This window comes from Zavarzinella formosa DSM 19928 (assembly GCF_000255705.1).
GTDB classification, from domain to species: domain Bacteria; phylum Planctomycetota; class Planctomycetia; order Gemmatales; family Gemmataceae; genus Zavarzinella; species Zavarzinella formosa.
Genome location: NZ_JH636443.1, coordinates 256,919 through 274,957, shown reverse-complemented (window position 1 = coordinate 274,957; position 18,039 = coordinate 256,919). Strand labels below are relative to the sequence as shown.

Annotated in this window: 13 protein-coding genes and 2 pseudogenes; 11 read left to right on the top strand and 4 right to left on the bottom strand. The window is 59.5% G+C overall.

Features of this window, described 5'->3' with window-relative positions; genetic code table 11:
• Positions 1 to 110: 110 nt before the first annotated feature.
• From BGIM_RS0126460 to pyrH, 3 genes are all read right to left on the bottom strand, one after another.
• Positions 111 to 3,110, bottom strand: a complete 3,000-nt coding sequence (locus BGIM_RS0126460) for a calcium-translocating P-type ATPase, PMCA-type (RefSeq protein WP_020472722.1) — start codon at positions 3,108 to 3,110, stop codon at positions 111 to 113.
• Positions 3,111 to 3,544: 434 nt separating this feature from the next.
• A complete protein-coding gene (gene frr, locus BGIM_RS0126455; protein ID WP_020472721.1) occupies positions 3,545 to 4,105 on the bottom strand; it encodes a ribosome recycling factor in 561 nt (186 codons plus the stop codon).
• Between the two features lie 237 nt (positions 4,106 to 4,342).
• Positions 4,343 to 5,083, bottom strand: a complete 741-nt coding sequence (gene pyrH, locus BGIM_RS0126450; protein ID WP_029630568.1) for a UMP kinase — start codon at positions 5,081 to 5,083, stop codon at positions 4,343 to 4,345.
• Positions 5,084 to 5,227: 144 nt separating this feature from the next.
• Here pyrH and prfA point away from each other — a divergent pair, with 144 nt between their 5' ends.
• The 4 genes from prfA to BGIM_RS0126425 all read left to right on the top strand — a co-directional run bounded on the left by prfA (position 5,228) and on the right by BGIM_RS0126425 (position 8,280).
• Complete coding sequence (gene prfA, locus BGIM_RS0126445) at positions 5,228 to 6,304, top strand: peptide chain release factor 1 (RefSeq protein WP_020472719.1); 1,077 nt, start codon at positions 5,228 to 5,230, stop codon at positions 6,302 to 6,304.
• A gap of 126 nt (positions 6,305 to 6,430) precedes the next feature.
• A complete protein-coding gene (gene prmC / locus BGIM_RS0126440; RefSeq protein ID WP_020472718.1) occupies positions 6,431 to 7,297 on the top strand; it encodes a peptide chain release factor N(5)-glutamine methyltransferase in 867 nt (288 codons plus the stop codon).
• Between the two features lie 172 nt (positions 7,298 to 7,469).
• Positions 7,470 to 7,976 (top strand): hypothetical protein, encoded by a 507-nt coding sequence (locus BGIM_RS63330; protein ID WP_020472716.1) that lies wholly within the window; start codon positions 7,470 to 7,472, stop codon positions 7,974 to 7,976.
• 88 nt (positions 7,977 to 8,064) lie between these two features.
• Complete coding sequence (locus tag BGIM_RS0126425; RefSeq protein WP_020472715.1) at positions 8,065 to 8,280, top strand: hypothetical protein; 216 nt, start codon at positions 8,065 to 8,067, stop codon at positions 8,278 to 8,280.
• A gap of 384 nt (positions 8,281 to 8,664) precedes the next feature.
• On the opposite strand, the pseudogene BGIM_RS0126420 reads toward BGIM_RS0126425, so the two are convergent.
• Positions 8,665 to 9,492: pseudogene (locus BGIM_RS0126420) on the bottom strand (IS701 family transposase); the annotation flags it as partial.
• 487 nt (positions 9,493 to 9,979) lie between these two features.
• On the opposite strand from BGIM_RS0126420, the gene BGIM_RS0126410 reads away from it, so the two are divergent.
• From BGIM_RS0126410 to BGIM_RS67275, 7 genes and pseudogenes are all read left to right on the top strand, one after another.
• Positions 9,980 to 10,891: a DUF1559 domain-containing protein gene (locus tag BGIM_RS0126410; protein WP_040890605.1), complete on the top strand. Its 912-nt coding sequence runs from the start codon at positions 9,980 to 9,982 to the stop codon at positions 10,889 to 10,891.
• 38 nt (positions 10,892 to 10,929) lie between these two features.
• Positions 10,930 to 11,379 (top strand): hypothetical protein, encoded by a 450-nt coding sequence (locus BGIM_RS0126405; RefSeq protein WP_157369440.1) that lies wholly within the window; start codon positions 10,930 to 10,932, stop codon positions 11,377 to 11,379.
• 620 nt (positions 11,380 to 11,999) lie between these two features.
• Positions 12,000 to 12,440, top strand: coding sequence for a hypothetical protein (locus BGIM_RS58305; RefSeq protein ID WP_020472711.1), 441 nt, complete (start codon positions 12,000 to 12,002; stop codon positions 12,438 to 12,440).
• Positions 12,441 to 12,452: 12 nt separating this feature from the next.
• Positions 12,453 to 13,448 (top strand): DUF1559 domain-containing protein, encoded by a 996-nt coding sequence (locus tag BGIM_RS52515; protein WP_020472710.1) that lies wholly within the window; start codon positions 12,453 to 12,455, stop codon positions 13,446 to 13,448.
• Positions 13,449 to 13,475: 27 nt separating this feature from the next.
• Positions 13,476 to 14,831, top strand: coding sequence for a sulfatase (locus BGIM_RS0126390; RefSeq protein WP_169331891.1), 1,356 nt, complete (start codon positions 13,476 to 13,478; stop codon positions 14,829 to 14,831).
• Positions 14,832 to 15,006: 175 nt separating this feature from the next.
• A complete protein-coding gene (locus tag BGIM_RS0126380) occupies positions 15,007 to 17,619 on the top strand; it encodes a DUF1549 domain-containing protein (protein ID WP_020472708.1) in 2,613 nt (870 codons plus the stop codon).
• A 209-nt stretch (positions 17,620 to 17,828) separates the two neighbouring features.
• Positions 17,829 to 18,039 (top strand): annotated as a pseudogene (locus BGIM_RS67275) (DUF1501 domain-containing protein); the annotation flags it as partial.

The following is an 18,039-nucleotide window of genomic DNA, read 5'->3' as shown; positions in this document are numbered from 1 at the left end:
CGTCTCCGCATCAACCGAGAAAGAGCCCCGCTGCGTAAGCGGCGGAGGTGGCAGTGTAAATGGGCCACCCCCGCCGCTCACGCAGCGGGGCTCTTGGATTTTGCCAGACTTCACTCGGTTGCTTTGCCTCGCAACTGTCGCACCACCTCCGCGAATACCAGCACGCTGGCCGTTGCCGCCGTCAGCAAGGCCCACTCGATTGGCTTCAATGCTTCCAGCGAGAAGATAGCGCCGCCGAAGGTCACGATGATGACTTGGCCAATGATGATCGCCAGCATGATCCCCATGAAGGAACGGTTGCGCCAGAAGCCGATCAGACCGCTGGATTCCGGCGTCAGCGAGCGGCAGTTGATCATGTTCCAGACTTGGAACAACACATACATCGTGAAGAAGAGGCTCACCTGCCGGATGTTCAGAGGGGCGAACTCCCAGCCTTCCGGGTTGGGGCCGCTGCCTTCCGCGAACCACTGTTGATGCTGCATTCCGAACAGCACGCCCATCATCACCACCACGAAGAAACCGCCCGTGAGCAGGATCGTCAGCCGCATGGCGGGGGTGATGATGCTTTCATCCCGGCGTTTCGGCTTCATCTTCATGAGGCCGGCGCGGGGCGGTTCGCTGCACAGGGCGATGGCGGCGAACGTGTCCATGATGACGTTGATCCACAACAGTTGCAGCACCGTGAACGGCGGCTTGATGCCGAAGAACGGCCCGAGGAACGCAATCATCAATGCGGATACGTTGATGGTTAGCTGGAACAAGACGAACCGCTGGATGTTCTCGTAAAGCGCCCGGCCCCAGTGGACGGCCTTCACGATGGTGGCGAACGAATCATCCAGCAACACGATCTTGCTGGCCTCCTTGGCCACTTCCGTCCCGGCGATTCCCATCGCCAGCCCCACGTCGGCCTTTTTCAGGGCCGGGGCGTCGTTGGTTCCGTCCCCGGTGACGGCCACCACATGCTCGAGTTCTTGAAGCAACCGCACGACGCGGAATTTGTCCAGCGGCCTCGCGCGGGCGAGAATTCGCATGTTCGGCAGCTTTTCCTTCAACTGATCGTCGGTCAGTTGATTGATCTCGGCCGAGGTCAGGGCGATGGAGCCGGGATCGTCCATCAGGCCGATTTCCCGGCCGATGGCGGTCGCTGTTTCGATGTTGTCCCCGGTGATCATCTTCACTTCGATGCCCGCCTGACGGCACTGGGCGACGGCATCCTTCACCTCGGGCCGCAACGGGTCACGGATGGCCACGAAGCCCGCGAAGGTTAGTCCCTTTTCAAGTTGGTCGCGGCCTTCGTGCAAGGCGTCTTCGTCCGTGCTGGTCCCGGCGGGAAGTTCCTTGTGGGCGAAGGCCAGCGTTCGCATGGCGAGGCCGGAGGCTTCTTTCACCTGCGTGATAATCCGCTCGCGGATCTCGGAAGTGAGTTCGGCCGGCTTACTGCTTTCATCCAGCCAATGCGTGCAATGCGACAGCACGACTTCCGGGGCGCCCTTCATCAGCGCCACCAGTTTCGACCCCTCGGCCACGCTGGTCATGCGCTTGCGGTCAGAACTGAAGTGCATCTGATAACGCAGCGGAAACTCGGATCGCATCCGGCCGTATTCGACGCCGGACTCGCGTGCCCATTGCAGCAACGCCCCCTCGGTTGAGTTACCGATCACGACCGTCTTGCCCTCTTTTTCCTCCAGATTGGCGGTCGAGTTGGCCGTGCCGTTGAGGGCAATCCAATCGGCCGCCGTGTTCAATTGAGCGGTCGGTTTCGGCCAGTCATTTCCGCGATCAAAGTTCTTGCCGCCGAGGACGAGGCGGTCCACTTGCATCTTGTTCTGGGTGAGGGTGCCGGTCTTGTCCGAACAAATCACCGTCGCCGAGCCGATGGTTTCGCAGGCGACCAGTTGACGGACGAGGCTGTTGGCCCGAGTCATTTTCCGCATGGCGAGGGCGAGGGACACCGTCACACTCATCGGCAATCCCTCGGGGACGGCGACGACGATGATGATGACCATGTACACGAAGTACGAAAGCAGATTGCGAATCGTGTCCCGCACCACTTCGGCTTGGGACATCGTCTCCGTGCCCGAAAAAGCCACTTCCCCGACGATCAGGCCGCGAACCAGCAAGGCGAGGAAGATGGCGACGGCTGCCGCGTAGCCCACCTTGCTGATGAGGCCCGCGAGAGCGGTCAGCTTCACTTGAAGAGGGGTTTGCTCTTTGGAAAGCGTAAGCTTCCGTTGAACTCGGGTTTCTTCGGTCTCCGGCTTGTCGCCTTCTTCATCGTCTCCGGCGTCGGCCGACAGGCGGCGGGCAATCTGGCCGATCATCGTCAGGTCACCGACATCTGTGATGACCATCTGCCCGGCCCCGTCCACCACTTGCGTGCCGCGATAGACGCAATGCGGTTGATCCGGCCCTTCGGCCGTTTCGTCATCAGGCCGGACAATCTTTTTCACCGGCTCCGATTCGCCAGTCATCAGCGATTGGTCAATCAGCAACTCGGTCGCCCGCACGATCCGGCCATCGGCGGGGATTTCATCACCCATTTCCAAGATGACAAGATCGCCGACCACCACATCTTCCAGCGGGAACGTGTGAACCTGTCCCCCCCGGACGACTTTGGATTTCAGAGAGTCCTTTTGCGTATTGAGGACTTCAAATTCCCGGTCGCTCTTGTACTCGCTGGCAAACGCCACGCCGGTGGCAAGCATCACGGCGATCATCACCGCCAGCCCCTCGAAGGAGGGATGTTCCGTCAACAAGCTCAGGCCCACCAGCACAATCGCCACGGCGAACATCATGCTCGGCAGCCACTCGGTCAATTTCAGGGCGAAGCCCAGCCCGAGTGTGATAACCAGCAAGGCCAGTCCGATCATCCCAAAGGTGCCGCTGACGGCAAAGAGATCCACGACCGTTTTGAGAAGCGTGGCGGCCAGCAAAATCTTGATGATGGCCTCGTCGAACTTGCCGAGGAATTTCTTCCACATCGGTTCTCGCGGCAACGGCGTGAGGCGATTCGCCCCGTATTGCTGAAGGCTTTTGGCCGCGTCCTCGGAAGAGAGGCCGGTCTCTTTCAGGCCGGGAAATTGCTGGATCAGGTCGCGGAGGGTGCGCATGAGGTTTCTTTCCGGCGATCTCGTAAAAACGGCATCGCCACGGGGATGCCCGCGTCGAACGTGTGTCCGAAACGGGGATCATCGTGGCAATGCCGACGCATTCTTTCTGGTTTGTTCGTAATCGGCGGGCCGATCTTTTGACACAACGGCCGATGCCCAAGATGGTGTTGGTTTTCCGGTCTGAAGGACCGGCTAACATAGCCCGGTCCGTAGGGGCCGGGAACACGAACCCCCGCAAGGTTTTCCGGTCTGAAGGACCGGTTATCGGCCGGTGTTTGTCATCGCGGCCCTCACGGACCTTTGACCAATAATCGGTCCTTCAGACCGAGGTCGTTTGATGGTTTGATTACCCGGCCCTCACGGGCCGGGCTATGTTAGCCGGTCCTTCAGACCGGAAAACCAACGCCGCCCAGGCCACTCCAATCTTCAATTGCTCACACTTCCATGATTTCCTTGGACTTGGCGTTGGCCACCTCGTCCACCTTGGTTTCGTATTCCTTGAGAATCGCTTGCAGCTTTTCCTTGGCCTTCTTGGCATCATCCTCGGGGACGGTCTTTTCCTTCTCGGCCGTTTCGATGTGCTTGTTGCCGTCGCGGCGCACGTTTCGGCAGGAGACCTTGGAAGCCTCGGCCAGTTCCTTCACCTTCTTGGACAGCTTGGTCCGCTGTTCGCCGGACATGGCCGGGATTTTCAGCCGGATGACTTTGCCGTCGTTGTCCGGGGCAAGGCCGAGGTCGCTGGCGCGGATGGCCTTTTCAATGTCCTTGAGGGCGGCCGCGTCGAACGGCTTGATCATGAGTTGCTGGGCTTCCGGCGCGCTCACGGAGGCCAGTTGCTTGATCGGCGTGAACTGCCCGTAATACTCGACCCGGAGGGCGTCCAGCAACGCCGGGGACGCCCGCCCGGTGCGCAGCCCCTTCAACTCGTTGCGAAGAACGTCGAGGGCCTTTTCCATCCGATCTTTACTGTCTTTGATGGCCTGATCTGGTGTCATGGTGAATACTCGCTTCAAAGAATGATGTCAAAGCTTCAAAGAACCTGATGTTAGCGGGCAAGTCTCTCGCCCGGCAACCTAACCCCCCCCGGCCCCCTTCCCTAAGAAGGAAGGGGGAGCAAGTGAGTAGAAGCCTCTGGAACGTAGGTCAGGCTTTCTAGCCTGACGGGTCTGTCAGGCTAGAAAGCCTGGCCTACTTTTCCAAAACCATCTACCCGCCAGAGGCTTGTCGCTGCCTTACGCCGTCACCAGCGTTCCAATCGGGTGGCCGGCGATGGCTTTTTCGATGTTCCCTTCTTTTTTGTAGTTGAACACCAAAATCGGCAGTTTCTTGTCGGCGCACAGGTCGATGGCCGAGAGGTCCATCACCCGAAGACCTTCCTTGAAAACCCGGTCGTAAGTCAGCCGGTCGTACCGGGTGGCGTGGGGGTTTTTCTCGGGGTCGTCCGAGTACACGCCGTCCACGCGGGTCGCCTTCAGGATGATATCCGCTTCCAGTTCGATGCCACGCAGGGCGGCGGCCGTGTCCGTGGTCACGTGCGGGTTGCCGGTCCCGCCGGAGAGGATCACCACACGGCCTTTTTCCAAGTGCCGGATCGCCCGACGGCGGATGAAGAACTCGCTCACGCTGTCCACCCGCAGGGCGGTTTGCAGCCGGGTTTGCATCCCGAGGCTTTCGAGGACTTCCTGCAAGGCCAGCCCGTTCATGATCGTGGCCAGCATGCCCATGTAGTGGGCCGTGGTTTCCTTGATGACTTCGCCCTTCGCGGAGAACTGCGCCCCGCGAAGAATGTTGCCGCCGCCAACGACGACGGCCAGTTGCACGCCGCGATCCACCACCCGCTTGATCTGGTGGGCGATGCCCATCGTCTCGGAGATGCTGATGCCGCTTTGCCCCCCGTGGCCAAAGGCTTCGCCGCTCATTTTGAGCAGCACGCGGTTGTATTTGGGTTTGAGGGGGTCGATGGCATCGCTCATGGGTTTCGGAGCATCCTCGCGGGTCGGGTTGGCGTCGGGGGAGATTATACGGTTCCGGCCCGGTTCGGGCAGGGAAGGCCGGTTCCGGGCGGGAGTTTCCCCGTACAATGATTGTTTCGAGTCCGACTGGCGGGAAGAGCGATCATGTGGCCGTCCCTTGACAAAAAACTAGTCCGATATCGGGAGTTGGAAGCCTTGATGGTCGAGCCGGAAGTGGCGACCAACGCGGCCCGCTACGCCACCGTGGCCAAGGAACACGCCAGCCTGGCCAAGCTCGTCAAGCCGTACATGGAATACGAGGAAGTCTCCAAGAACCTCGCCCAAGCCGAGCAAATGCTCGCCGCCGAAACCGATCCCGAGATGCGGGCCTACGCCGGGGAGGAAGTCGCCTCCCTTCGCGCGGCTCAGGAAAAGCTGAAGAACAAAGTCGAGGACAAATTGCTCGTTGACGACGGCGAAGATTACGGCTCGCTGATCGTCGAAGTCCGGGCCGGCACCGGCGGGGATGAAGCCGCCTTGTTCGCGGGCGACCTGTTCGAGATGTATACCCGCTACGCCCGCACACAAGGCTGGCAAATCGAGGAAATCGACGTCAGCCCCGGCGAGGCGGGGGGCTTCAAGGAAATCGTCTTCGGCCTGCGCGGCGACGGCGTTTACCAACAACTTCAATACGAATCCGGCGGCCACCGCGTCCAGCGGGTGCCCGAGACGGAGACGCAGGGGCGCATTCACACCTCGGCCGCCACCGTGGCCATTTTGCCGGAACCGGACGATGTGCAGGTGGATTTGAACCCTGAGGACATCGAGGTGGAGACGATGCGGGCCGGCGGGGCCGGGGGCCAGCACGTGAACAAGACGGAAAGCGCCGTGCGCCTGTGGTACAAGCGGGGGACGCCCGAAGAAGTCGAAGTGAAGTGCCAGGACGAGCGCAGCCAGCGGAAAAACCGCGAAAGCGCCATGCGCGTGTTGCGGTCCCGTGTGTTTGAGAACCAGCGGTTGAAGTTGCACAAGGAGCGAGCCGACGCCCGCAAAAGCCAGATCGGCACCGGCGACCGCAGTGACCGCATCCGCACCTATAACTTCCCGCAAAACCGCCTCACCGACCACCGCATCGGCCTGACCCTCCACAAACTAGACGCCATCATCATGGGCGACCTGACGGAAGTGATTCAAACGCTGGTGGCCGTGGATCGGAAGAAACGGCTGGATGGATTGACGTAAGTTTTCAGTTTTCAGTTTTCAGTTTTCAGTGAAGACATATGCCGGAGGTACGCCGTTTCCACCCGGCACGTGTCTTCACTGAAAACTGAAAACTGAAAACTGAAAACTCCACCAAAGGACAACGGAATGGCCGCAGAAATCTGGACAGTCAAACGGTTGCTGGCGTGGACCGAAGATTTTCTGCGCAAGAAAGAAATCGAACCGGCCCGGTTGGAGGCCCAGATTCTGCTGGCCCACGCCCTTGGCTGCAAGAAAATTGACCTGTACGTTCGGCATGACGAAGAACCGGCCGAGGCGGTGCGGACTCGTTTCCGCGAGATCATCAAGAAGCGGGCCGAGGGAATGCCGAACGCCTATCTCGTCGGCCGGAAGGAATTCTTCTCGTTGGAGTTCAAGGTCACCCCGGCCGTTTTGATTCCCCGGCCGGAGACGGAACTGCTGGTGGTGGAGGCGGCGAAGTTTCTCAAGCCGCTCAACGCCCCGGCCGTGCTGGATATCGGCGCCGGATCGGGCTGCATTTCCATCGCTCTAGCCAAACAACACCGCACCGCCCGTGTGACGGCCATCGACATCAGCCCGGCCGCGTTGGAAGTGGCCAAAGAGAACGCGGCCACCCACCAACTGACGGATCGCGTCCGGTTCTTGGAGGGGTCCGTCTTCGGGCCGGTCGCCGGGGAGACGTTTGATCTGATCGCCAGCAACCCGCCGTACATCACGCACGCGGAACTGGAAACGCTGGACAAGACCGTCAAGGACTACGAACCCCGCTCAGCCCTCGACGGCGGCCCGGACGGCCTGACCTTCTACCGCCAGATTGCCAGCGGGGCGACCGCTCATCTTCGATCAGGCGGTTTGCTGATTGTCGAAATCGGCTACCAACAGGAAACGGCCGTGCGGGAGCTCTTCGCCGCTGAAGCAGGCTTGGAGAATGTGAAGTCGTTCAAAGACATCGACGGCCACCCGCGAGTGGTGACCGCGAATCGCAAGAAGTAAGACCGACAATTCGGATCTGTCAGGCTGGAAAGCCCGACAGATTCATGAGTCATTTTCCGGCCATTCGGCCAATTATGCCATGCAGCAACAAACCGGAGTGCCGCCCATCATCATGCAGCATACGCAGCCGGACTTCATGCAGGCCATCATGCAGTCGCAGCAGCCTTGAATCATGTCGCAGCAAGCCTTGTCGCCGCTGGTGCAGGTCATGCAGCAGCCGTCGTTGGTCATTTCCATTTTGCACGTGCCCATCATCATGTTGTGGCAACACACCATCATGCCATTCATGGAGCACATCATGGAACACATGCCGCCAGCCATCATGGAGCAGAGGTTCTGCATCATCGTGCAGGAAGCCATGTCCTCACACATGCAGGTGATTTTCATCCCGCCGGTGATCTTTTCCATCTTCATCGTGCAGCGGGGCACCATGACCATGTTCGGCATCATGGAGGGCATCGAGCCCATCGACATTCCGGTTCCCATGGAGGGCATGGTCATCGCGGCGCGGTCCATCATCATTGCGGTTGACATGTTTGATTACCTGATGGGTGATGTTTCTTCAAAGATCAACGTCAGCACCCGCCTTGACGGATCTTCTCGTACTCAATGCAAAAAAACGTCAAAAATACCCGACTTGCCCGACCGATTTAGTTGCTTTTCTGCCAGTTCCGGTTAGAATTCGGACAGATAAAAAACTAAGTTCATTAGTTTAGTGCCAAATGAATAGCTGACTAAATCAGTCGTCTTTTTTTTAGGGGCCTGACATGTTGGAACATCGCTTCCGGGAATACTTCCGCTCTTCATCCGTGACCATTGCGGCCCCGGTTGCTTGTGCGTTTGTCCCGTGTCCGATGTTCCAGATGTTCGGCATGGCCCAGCAATCCCGAATTCAAGAGATCTACCGGCTCGCCGCCGAACAAACGCGGGAACAACTGAAAGTGCGACCCCAGACCCGCAAAGCTGAGTTTTCAATCAACTGAGCGATCCGTGATTCCGTTTCCTTCGAGCCTGTGTGGTGAATTCGTTCATCACACGGGCTTGTTTTGTTTCCGCGACACAGGAAAAGTAACAAGTCAAAAGGTGGATGTCTAGCGACTAATTGGATTGTTCGGCCGACTATGTCAAGATTAGATTGTTCATCGTGGAGATGATGAACAATTGATGATTAATGGAAGCCGAAAGGTGACTTAAACTCCGTCAAACGCCAGAAAACCATAGGCGGCAAACACTAAGCTCACATGGTGATGCCAGCCCTGCCAGGTTCTTCCCTCAAAGTGATCCAATCCCAAGTCCAGCCTCAAGCCGTCAAATAATCGGTGAGCCTCGGCCACCAATTCGGCCCGGCCGTCCAGCAGGCCGAGTCGCCGGTCGTTCAATCCGTCAATAAAGCCGGGAAGAGTGGCATAACCTTCCTCGGCAATGATTCCCGGCACGCGGGGCTGTTCGGCCCGCAATTCGTCGATCAGGCTCAGGGCGATTTCGTATTTGGAGGTTGGCTTTCGGTATTCCTCGGGAATCATCTTCTCCGCAATCTCCTGGTGTTCTTGCAGCCAGTACGCGGGAAGATAAAGTCGGCTGGCCAGCGGGTAATAGCCGCTCGGGCCAACTTGCCCGACCACCACCGCCATCTGGCAGTTTAGCTTGCGACCCACCGAGCGGGCGAATTGCCGCTGCACCCCCACCGAATGACGGCCTTTTTTGGGGAACACGCCATCGTGAACCACCCACACGGCCTCCGGGTCGGCCGGGCGTTTCGACAGGATCTTCCGATAGGCGACCATCAGCTTCGCCGCTTCCCACGGGCTTTGGCTAATGAAATGCTGCAACGCTTGCGTCAGATCCGACTTGCCGCGAACCTGCTCGCCGGCGGCCGTGGCGATGGCCTCCACGTTTTTGCGGTCGCCGGGCTCAAGCAAGCCGCGCAAATAGAGGCCAAATCGCTCAAACTGATCGGTTCGTTGGAAGACCGATTGGAAATGGTCGAGGTATTCCCCCAAGCGCCGCTCTCGCTCCGATTCAACAGGAGAAAGCGGGATCGTGGTGTCGGTCAAAATGGCGTGGCCCTCCACACGAGCCAGCACCGTAGGAGCCGGTGTTGGCTCGCGCCGGTCGTGTTCCTTGTCCGTCGGCCGCGTGCGGGAGAGGGGTGAGGGCGTCACCCAAGACGCATCCTGTCTGGGCAAAGTCACCATGACACACGAACTTTCCGTAAAAACTCGATCAAGTTTGTCATTTTGATGAACATAATTGGAATCGGTTCGTTGGTCAATCAAAATGAGCCCATTCCCCCGGAGGGGCAGGCCACTTCGTCAGGTCAATGTTCACTAAAATGCAGATGTTTTACGATCTAAATCATTCATTAAGTCATGTATAGCGTATGGCTTCTCGAAATATCCAGTCCCAAATGCTTGGCCTGCACCCACTCTGTTACGTCTGGCCGTTTGCTCACCCTCACCAGTTTTCCTGAAATCAATCAACGCAAATTATTATCAGAAAGTATTTTGCATCTAAAACAGTCGGCCGGTCATGTCAGGTTTTTTGACGGAGTGGCCTCCCGGAATTCGTTCGCCGAACCTTTGTCGGTTGAAATAGATCATTTAGCCGATCATATTACTGCGATATGTGATTGGGCCGAAACAAGCGCCCAAGCATGACATGGAACAAAGGGAGTTTTCAAAAATGCCTTCGCCTCGACAAAGGACCGGCTTTACGCTCATCGAATTGCTGGTGGTGATTGCCATCATCGCCATCTTGATTGGCTTGTTGCTGCCCGCCGTCCAGAAGATCCGGGAGGCCGCCAACCGCCTGAAATGCTCCAACAATCTCAAACAAATTGGCTTGGCTTCCCACAACTATCACGACGTGAATGATGCCGTCGTTCCGGCGTGGATCGGCACCAATGCCGTGGACCCGGACGGCTGGGCCTCGTGGGGCGTCCTCCTGTTGCCTTATCTGGAGCAAGACAACCAGTTCAAACTGTGGGATTTGCGGCTGGTCGCCTCGCTGCAAACACCGGCGGCCTACCAAACCCAGCCGAAGATGTACAGTTGCCCGTCCCGCCCGCTTCCGGTCTTGAGTGTCAGCGATTTCACGCCCGCCGGCGGGGCGCTGACGGATTATGCCGCCTCGTTCGGCCCGGATGCCTTGGTTGACAAATCCACCGGGGCCATCGTCCCCCTGCCGCCAAGCATGATGACCATTTCCGGCACCACCATGTCCTCGTGGAGAGCCGGGCAATTTGGTTTCTCCGGCATCACGGACGGTTTGAGCAACACCACGTTTTTCGGGGAAAAGCACATTCGCCCCGCCTCCCTGCGAGGCAAGAACGAAGACCGCAGCATCTTCGGCGGGCAGAACAACTCGATTCGCCGGATGATGGGCCGAAGCGTGGACGGGACCACCGTGCGGCTCCTGAGTCCGGAAAACGACGCCACGGCCACCTCCAACACCAATTTTGGCGGCCCGCACACCGGCGTCACCCTGTTCGTGTTCGGCGACGGCAGCGTGAAACCCATCCGAAACACCGCCTCGGCCGACTTGCTGACCGCCTTGGTCACGCGGGCCGGAAACGAAATCGCGCTGGACAACTAATCTCCATCCCTTGAATGACTCTCGGAGGAAAACCGGCCATGATGCCGATGAAACGATTCAAAAAGAGCTTCCCGGTTATTGCGCTGCTGACCATCCTGACGGGGGCTGCTGGTTGTGGAAGGTCCGGCCCGAAAACCCATCCGGTGACGGGAACGATCACCCTCGACGGCGCCGATGTCTCGCAATTGGCGGGACATTCCGTCGAAGGGGTGCTGGAAACCGATCCGGCTGTCCGGGCGTCCGGGGTCATCCAGAAGGATGGCCGTTTCAAACTGGTGAGCCTGCTGGAAGGCGAGATGCGAGAGGGGGCGGCGCCCGGAAAATACAACGCCCGGATCGTCGTCTCGGATGATGTGGACGACCACGGGAAAAAGCCCGGCTGGCCGCCGCTTGCCAAACGGTTCCTTCGGATCGAGACCTCCGGCCTGTCGTTCGTGGTGTCGGAGACATCAGAAGTGCAACTGGCCCTCTCAGCCCGCGCGAGATAACCTCCGATTCTCCCGGCCGGTGATGTTTCAGCGGCTCTGTGATTTGAGGTTTCCTCAAGCACCCCCGGCGTTCGTCGGGGGCGCTTCAATTTCTGCCCCTCCCCCGGAAATCTCCTTCAAGTAATTGGTTGAACTCCAAGAGCCCCGCTGCGTCAGTCAGCCTGGCAAATCAAAAGACGGACTCAATTCTATTTCCTCCAAGTGGCAAAAGCCGTCTCATCGAGATTAATGATTACTTGATGGTGCATGATTCGCTCCCAGTCATTGACGTAGTCATGTTATGGCGAATGATTTTGAGGAAACCCCATCGAAAGTGGTTGCTCTTCCACCCACTTCGTCAGGTCGAGCCGACTTGGGTGCCACAGACAATCCCTCAGAAAAATATTGACATAAATGCTTAAATAATACCACTTTAATTCAAAAAATCTTTAGGTGTCCATGTCAGGTTTTGTGACGAAGTAGTTCCTCGGCTGGCCGTCTCCGAACCTTTATCGGTTGAAATAGATCATCTCTGCGATCATATTACTGCGATATCTGATGGGTCACACATTGGTCAACGATGTGCGGAGAGATTCAACGGCAGAATCCTCCCTAGCTGACTGAACATGAGGTTTCTTGCGATGTTCCGAACTTCAAGCTCCCTGATGGTTTGTCTGACCATCGTGGCCGCATTGACATCGTCCGGTTGCGGCGGAGGCGGCAAGCCGAAAACCTACCCGGTGAAAACGGTGGTTCTCGTCAACGGAGCCCCGGCCACTGGCGCCAGCATCACCCTGCATCCGGAGGCCGGAGAGTGGAAGACGCAGTTTCGGAACCGGCCGGCCGGCAAGGTCGCTGATGACGGAACGGTGAAGTTCAGCACTTTCAGCCCGCAGGATGGTGTTCCCGCCGGGGAATACGTGGTGACGATCCACTGGCCGGCTGGCGGGGATCGTGACGCCTTGCACGGCGAACACCAAAGCCCGGAACGTCCGAACCCACTGAAACTGACCGTCGCCGCCGGCTCAAACGATCTGACGCCAATCCAGATTACCTCGGCCAAGCTTACCCGCAAGAAATAAGGAATTTTCCCAATGACACGAGTCTCTTTCTCTCGGCGCGGGTTTACCCTGATTGAACTGTTGGTGGTGATTGCCATCATCGCCATTCTGATCGGCTTACTACTTCCGGCCGTGCAAAAGATCCGGGAGGCCGCCAACCGGATGAAGTGTTCCAATAACCTCAAGCAACTGGGGCTTGGGTTTGCCAACCAGGAAAACACCTTGGGTTACTTTCAAGGCGCTGTGCGGCATAACTACACCCCGGCCCCGGCTCGCAACACCCGGCATTCATGGACGTTGTTTTTGCTGCCTTATTTGGAACAGGACAACCTGTTCCGCAATTACACCATCGCCACCGATGGCACGACCGTGAACGCGGACTGGAACTCGGCAAACAACGCCCCGACGGCGGCCACTCCGGTGAATGTGTTCAGTTGCCCCTCGTCGCCCGGACAACGGACATACGTCAACGCGGCCGGAAAAACGCTCTCGCCGAATGATTATGCCTCGGCCTGGCGGGTTCCTCGGGCGCTCGCCACCGCCGGTTGGGCGGATCAGATCAGCACGATTGTTAACGTCGCGCCGGCGTCGGCGACGGCCTCGAACACCGACAACGGATTTTTGCCATTAGGGAAAGTTCCCAGTGGAACCGGGTTGAACGGCGGCCAGCGATACCTGTCCTCTGTGACCGATGGCTTGTCGAACACGCTGGTTCTTGGGGAATCGGCCGGCCGCCCCGGCACTTGGATATTGGGCAAAAAGATTGACGATCTGCAAACGGATGGTTGGGTTCAACCCGCCAGCGACGTCGAGGGAATGCGGGGAACGGACTTTGCCACGGGGACGGCCGACACTGGCCCCTGCCCGATGAACTGCAAAAACTCGGGGGAGTTTTACTCCTTCCATACCGGCGGCGGCAACTTCTTGTTCGGTGACGGGTCTGTCCGGTTCGTGAAGCAAACGATTGACATTCGGGTGCTTGCTCGGCTAATTTCCGTGGATAGCGGCGAAGTGGCAAACACCAACTGAGACACCTGACGACCCGGAGCGATGTTCATGAGACGGATTTTTTTCACGCTGACTGTCCTGCTGATGGCCGCAAGCCTCAGCCTCGCGGCCCCCAAAAGGCCGAATATTATTATGATCGTCGGCGACGACATGGGCTATGGGGACATCGGTGTTCACGGGGTGAAGGACATCCCGACGCCGAACATCGACAAGTTGTCCAAGGATGGCGTGCGGTTCACCAATGGTTATGTCTCCGGGCCGTATTGTTCGCCCACGCGGGCCGGATTGCTTACCGGCCGGTATCAGCAGCGCTTCGGCCATGAGTTCAACCCCGGCCCGAAAGCGGAGGCGGCCTTTGGCCTCAGCCTGAAGGAAACCACGCTTCCCAGCCGGTTGAAGGACATTGGTTACAAGACCGGGATGGTCGGCAAATGGCACCTCGGCTTCGAGGACCAGTTCAACCCGATCAACCGGGGCTTCGATGAATACTTCGGCTTCCTCGGCGGCGCCCACGACTACTTCAAGAACGGAATGGGCCAAAACGCCATTGTGCGGGGAACCAAACCCGTCGAGGAAAAGGAATACCTGACCGATGCGTTTGCCCGCGAAGCCGTGTCGTTCATCGAGAAGAACCAGAAAGACCCGTTTTTCCTTTACCTGACGTTCAACGCTGTTCATACTCCGTTGGAAGCCTCGGAAAAATATCTCAAGCGGTTTGAATCCATCAAGGATGAAAAACGGCAAAAATATGCCGCGATGATGTCCGCGATGGACGACGCCATTGGCCAAGTGCTGGCGACCGTGAACAAGGCCGGGTTGGAAAAAGACACGCTGGTGGCCTTCATCAGCGACAACGGCGGCCCGCCGGTGAACGGCTCCAACAATGGCCCGTTGCATGGCTTCAAGGCGACGACATGGGAAGGGGGCGTCCGCGTGCCCTACTTCATCAAGTGGCCCGCCGCCTTCGCCGGTGGCAGGACGCTGGATCATCCGGTGATCCAGCTTGATTTGCACACGACCATCCTCAACGCCGCCGGCGCCCAAGCCAAGACCGACTGGAAGCTTGACGGCGTCAACCTGCTCCCCACGCTCACCGGGGAAAAGAAAGACCCGCCGCACACGGCCCTCTACTGGCGGTTCGGCGCCCAAGTCGCCATCCGTGCCGGCGACTGGAAGCTGGTAAAGGCCAACGAACCGGGCAGCCCGGTGACCCGAACTGAGAAACGCCTCGACGGGGCGAAGTTGTTCAATCTCGCCGACGACATCGGCGAGAAGACCGACTTGGCCGCCAAGAACCCGGAGAAGGTGAAAGAACTGACCGAGCTTTGGGAAAAGTGGAACGCCGAGCTGGTGCCCCCGACATGGCTGCCCGCCCCGGCTGCGAAGAAGAAAAACATCGAGTGATGAATTGCGTTGGTTGACCGAAAACGACCTCACCCCCCAACCCCTTCTCCTGGCAGAGAGGGGGAGTCAGACCATGATGATCGGGCGACCGGCTTCCGCTCTCTTGCTCCCCCTCTCTGTCAGGAGAGGGGGCCGGGGGGTGAGGTTGGCCGCCAGTAACAAAGGAACTTGTTCCATGACCCTGAATCGCCGACTGATGGCCCGGTTGCTGACGGCTCTGGCCGTCGGCTCCCCGGCCGCGGCCCTGGCCGAGACGAAACCGGCCGACGACACGGCCAAACTGGCTTTCTTCGAGAAGAAGATCCGGCCGATGCTTGTGGAGCATTGCTACGCCTGTCACTCGGCCGAGACCAAACCGGCCGGGAACCTGCGGGTGGACGATCACAAGGGCCTGCTGACCGGCGGCAACACCGGGGCAGCCGTCGTCCCCGGCAATCCGGCCAAGAGCCTGTTGCTGACACGGACCTCCACGGGGGATGCCAAGCGGCGGATGCCCGTTCAAGGGGAACATCTGTCGGAAGAACAGTTGGCCGATCTCAAGACGTGGATCGCCGACGGGGCCGTGTGGCCCAAGCCGAAGATCCCCGCCAGCCTCGGCAAAGGCAAGCCCGAATACGACCAGTTGAAGAAAGACCACTGGGCCTGGCAGCCGTTGAAACAACCGGCCGTGCCGACGGTGAAAGACACCGCGTGGGCGAAAGACGATCTCGACCGTTTTGTGCTGGCCAAACTGGAGGAAAAGAAACTCCCGCCGGTCGCCGACGCGGACAAGACGACGCTGATCCGCCGGATCACCTTCGACCTGACCGGCCTGCCGCCGACCCCGGCCGAGATTGACGCCTTCGTGAAAGACGGTTCGTCGGACGCCTTCGCCAAGGTGGTTGACCGGCTGCTGGCTTCCCCGGCTTTCGGCGAACGCTGGGGCCGACACTGGCTGGATGTCGCCCGCTATGGCGAATCGACCGGGCCATCCCGCAACATCCCGTACCCCCACGCGTGGAAGTACCGGGATTATGTGATCGACTCCGTGAACGCGGACGTGCCGTACAACCGCTTCATCACCGAGCAAGTCGCCGGTGACTTGCTCCCCGCCGCCACGCCCGCCGAGCGTGACCGCCTTCTCACCGCAACCGGCTTTCTGGCCCTTGGCGTGAAGGACGTGAACCAGCGATTCAAAGTCCGCTTCGTGATGGACAACGTGGATGAGCAGGTGGACGCCGTCACCCGCTCGACGCTGGCGCTCACCGTGAGTTGCGCCCGCTGCCACGATCACAAGTTCGACCCGATCCCGACGACCGACTATTACGCCCTCGCCGGCATCTTCACCAGCACCGACAATTGCGCCGGTGTGCGGAACAAAATGGGGGGCGGCGGCCTCGATTACTATGACCCTGCCATGCTGGTGAAACTCTCTTCAACGGCCCCGGCTGCTGACCCGGAGAAGGTGAAGAAACTGGAGGCCGAACTGGCCGTCGCCAAGAAGGCGTGGGATGAGATTCGCGGCACGCCGAAGGGGCTGGCCAAAGCTCCGAACGGCCAGCCGGTGCAACGGCCGTTCCGATTGAAATACGAGGCGTTGCAGGCCGAGTTCAACGGGCTGACTGATCCGGCCCAAGCCGGTCATGCGGTCCACGGGGTGCGCGATGCGAAGACCATCGCCGACACCGAAGTGCGTCTGCGCGGCGAGGCCGAAAAGCTCGGGCCCGTGGTTCCGCGTGGTTTCCTCTCCGTGCTGAACGTGCCGGAAGTGAAGGGAATCAACCCCGCCCAAAGCGGCCGACTGGAACTGGCCAAATGGCTCACCAGCCCGAACAACCCGCTGGCCTCCCGCGTGGCCGTCAACCGGGTGTGGCAGCACCTGTTCGGCCGGGGGATCGTCAGCACTTCGGACAACTTCGGCATCAACGGCGACGTTCCCGCCAATCCGGAATTGCTCGACCATCTGGCCGGGCGGTTTGTGCAGGATGGCTGGTCGGTGAAGAAGCTGGTGCGGGCGGTGGTGTTGAGCCGGTCGTACCAACTCGGCAACGACGCCCCGGCCACGCACCTGACGGCCGACCCGGCGAACAAGCTAATCTGGCGGCACACGCCCCGTCGATTGGACGCCGAGGAAATCCGCGACGCCGCCCTTCAAGTGGTCGGCACGCTGGACCGCGCCCGCCCGGCGGCCTCCCCGGCCAAGGAACTGCGGATGGTGGAAATGCGGGACAACGGCCCCGAGGCCAAGAACATCAATGAAGCGGCCGACAAGACCGAACACCGCAGCGTCTACCTCCCTCTGCTTCGCGGCGTGACGCCGAAATCGCTGGCCCCGTTCGATCCGGTGGACCAAACGCTCGTTTCCGGCAACCGGGAAACCACGAACGTCCCCGGTCAGGCATTGTTCCTGCTGAACTCCGCGTTTGTCCGGCAACACTCGTTGCTTCTGGCCGAAAAGCTCTTGAAGGAGAAAGACGCCAGCGACGCCGCCCGGATTGAAAAAGCTTATCGCCTCGCCTTCGGCCGCCTGCCGACCGCAAAGGAAACCGACCGGGCCAACGCCTTCATCGGCGAGTATGAGTCGTCATTCCGGCAACAGCCGGTCGCCGTGGAAAAGCCGAAAGTCGAACCGAAGACTCCGGCCAAGAAAGACGAGGCTGCGGCCCCGATCATTGACCCGGATCAAGTGGACCAAACTGGCGAGTCGGTGGTCGAAGCCGATGTGAAGGCGAAAGACGGCCGCACCGCTGCCTGGCTGGCCTTTGTGCAGGCGTTGATCGGGTCGGCGGAGTTTCGATACGTGCGGTGAGGAAAAGGCCACCTCACCCCCTAACCCCCTCTCCTGACAGAGAGGGGGGACCAGACAGGCCGGCGAAGCGCTGACGCAACGAACAGAGATTGACGCCCTCTTGCTCCCCCTCTCTGCCAGGAGAGGGGGGCGGGGGGTGAGGTCGCCGGGCCAACCGCCGGAACCCAAACGAAATACTCACGAAATTTAAAACTCAAGGATTGTCGAATATGTTTTCCCCCGATTTGATCTCGGCCGTGTCCCGGCGGCAGGTGTTGAAGTCCGCCGGCGCCGGGTTTGGGTATCTGGCCCTCGCCGGGTTGCTCGGCCAGGAGGCGGCGAAAAGCCGGGCGGCCGAGGCGCCGAAGCCGCTGGCCCCGAAGGCCCCGCATTTCCCGGTGAAGGCCAAGAAGGTGATCTTCCTGTTCATGCAGGGAGCCA

Excerpts from the sequence above, each read along its gene's own strand:
- BGIM_RS0126390 (WP_169331891.1), top strand. The coding sequence starts at position 13,476 with ATGAGACGGATTTTTTTCACGCTGACTGTCCTGCTGATGGCCGCAAGC.
- prfA (WP_020472719.1), top strand. The coding sequence starts at position 5,228 with ATGTGGCCGTCCCTTGACAAAAAACTAGTCCGATATCGGGAGTTGGAA.
- pyrH (WP_029630568.1), bottom strand. The coding sequence starts at position 5,083 with ATGAGCGATGCCATCGACCCCCTCAAACCCAAATACAACCGCGTGCTG.
- BGIM_RS0126410 (WP_040890605.1), top strand. The coding sequence starts at position 9,980 with ATGCCTTCGCCTCGACAAAGGACCGGCTTTACGCTCATCGAATTGCTG.
- BGIM_RS0126425 (WP_020472715.1), top strand. The coding sequence starts at position 8,065 with ATGTTGGAACATCGCTTCCGGGAATACTTCCGCTCTTCATCCGTGACC.
- BGIM_RS0126460 (WP_020472722.1), bottom strand. The coding sequence starts at position 3,110 with ATGCGCACCCTCCGCGACCTGATCCAGCAATTTCCCGGCCTGAAAGAG.
- BGIM_RS58305 (WP_020472711.1), top strand. The coding sequence starts at position 12,000 with ATGTTCCGAACTTCAAGCTCCCTGATGGTTTGTCTGACCATCGTGGCC.
- prmC (WP_020472718.1), top strand. The coding sequence starts at position 6,431 with ATGGCCGCAGAAATCTGGACAGTCAAACGGTTGCTGGCGTGGACCGAA.
- frr (WP_020472721.1), bottom strand. The coding sequence starts at position 4,105 with ATGACACCAGATCAGGCCATCAAAGACAGTAAAGATCGGATGGAAAAG.
- BGIM_RS0126405 (WP_157369440.1), top strand. The coding sequence starts at position 10,930 with ATGATGCCGATGAAACGATTCAAAAAGAGCTTCCCGGTTATTGCGCTG.
- BGIM_RS52515 (WP_020472710.1), top strand. The coding sequence starts at position 12,453 with ATGACACGAGTCTCTTTCTCTCGGCGCGGGTTTACCCTGATTGAACTG.
- BGIM_RS63330 (WP_020472716.1), top strand. The coding sequence starts at position 7,470 with ATGTCGCAGCAAGCCTTGTCGCCGCTGGTGCAGGTCATGCAGCAGCCG.
- BGIM_RS0126380 (WP_020472708.1), top strand. The coding sequence starts at position 15,007 with ATGACCCTGAATCGCCGACTGATGGCCCGGTTGCTGACGGCTCTGGCC.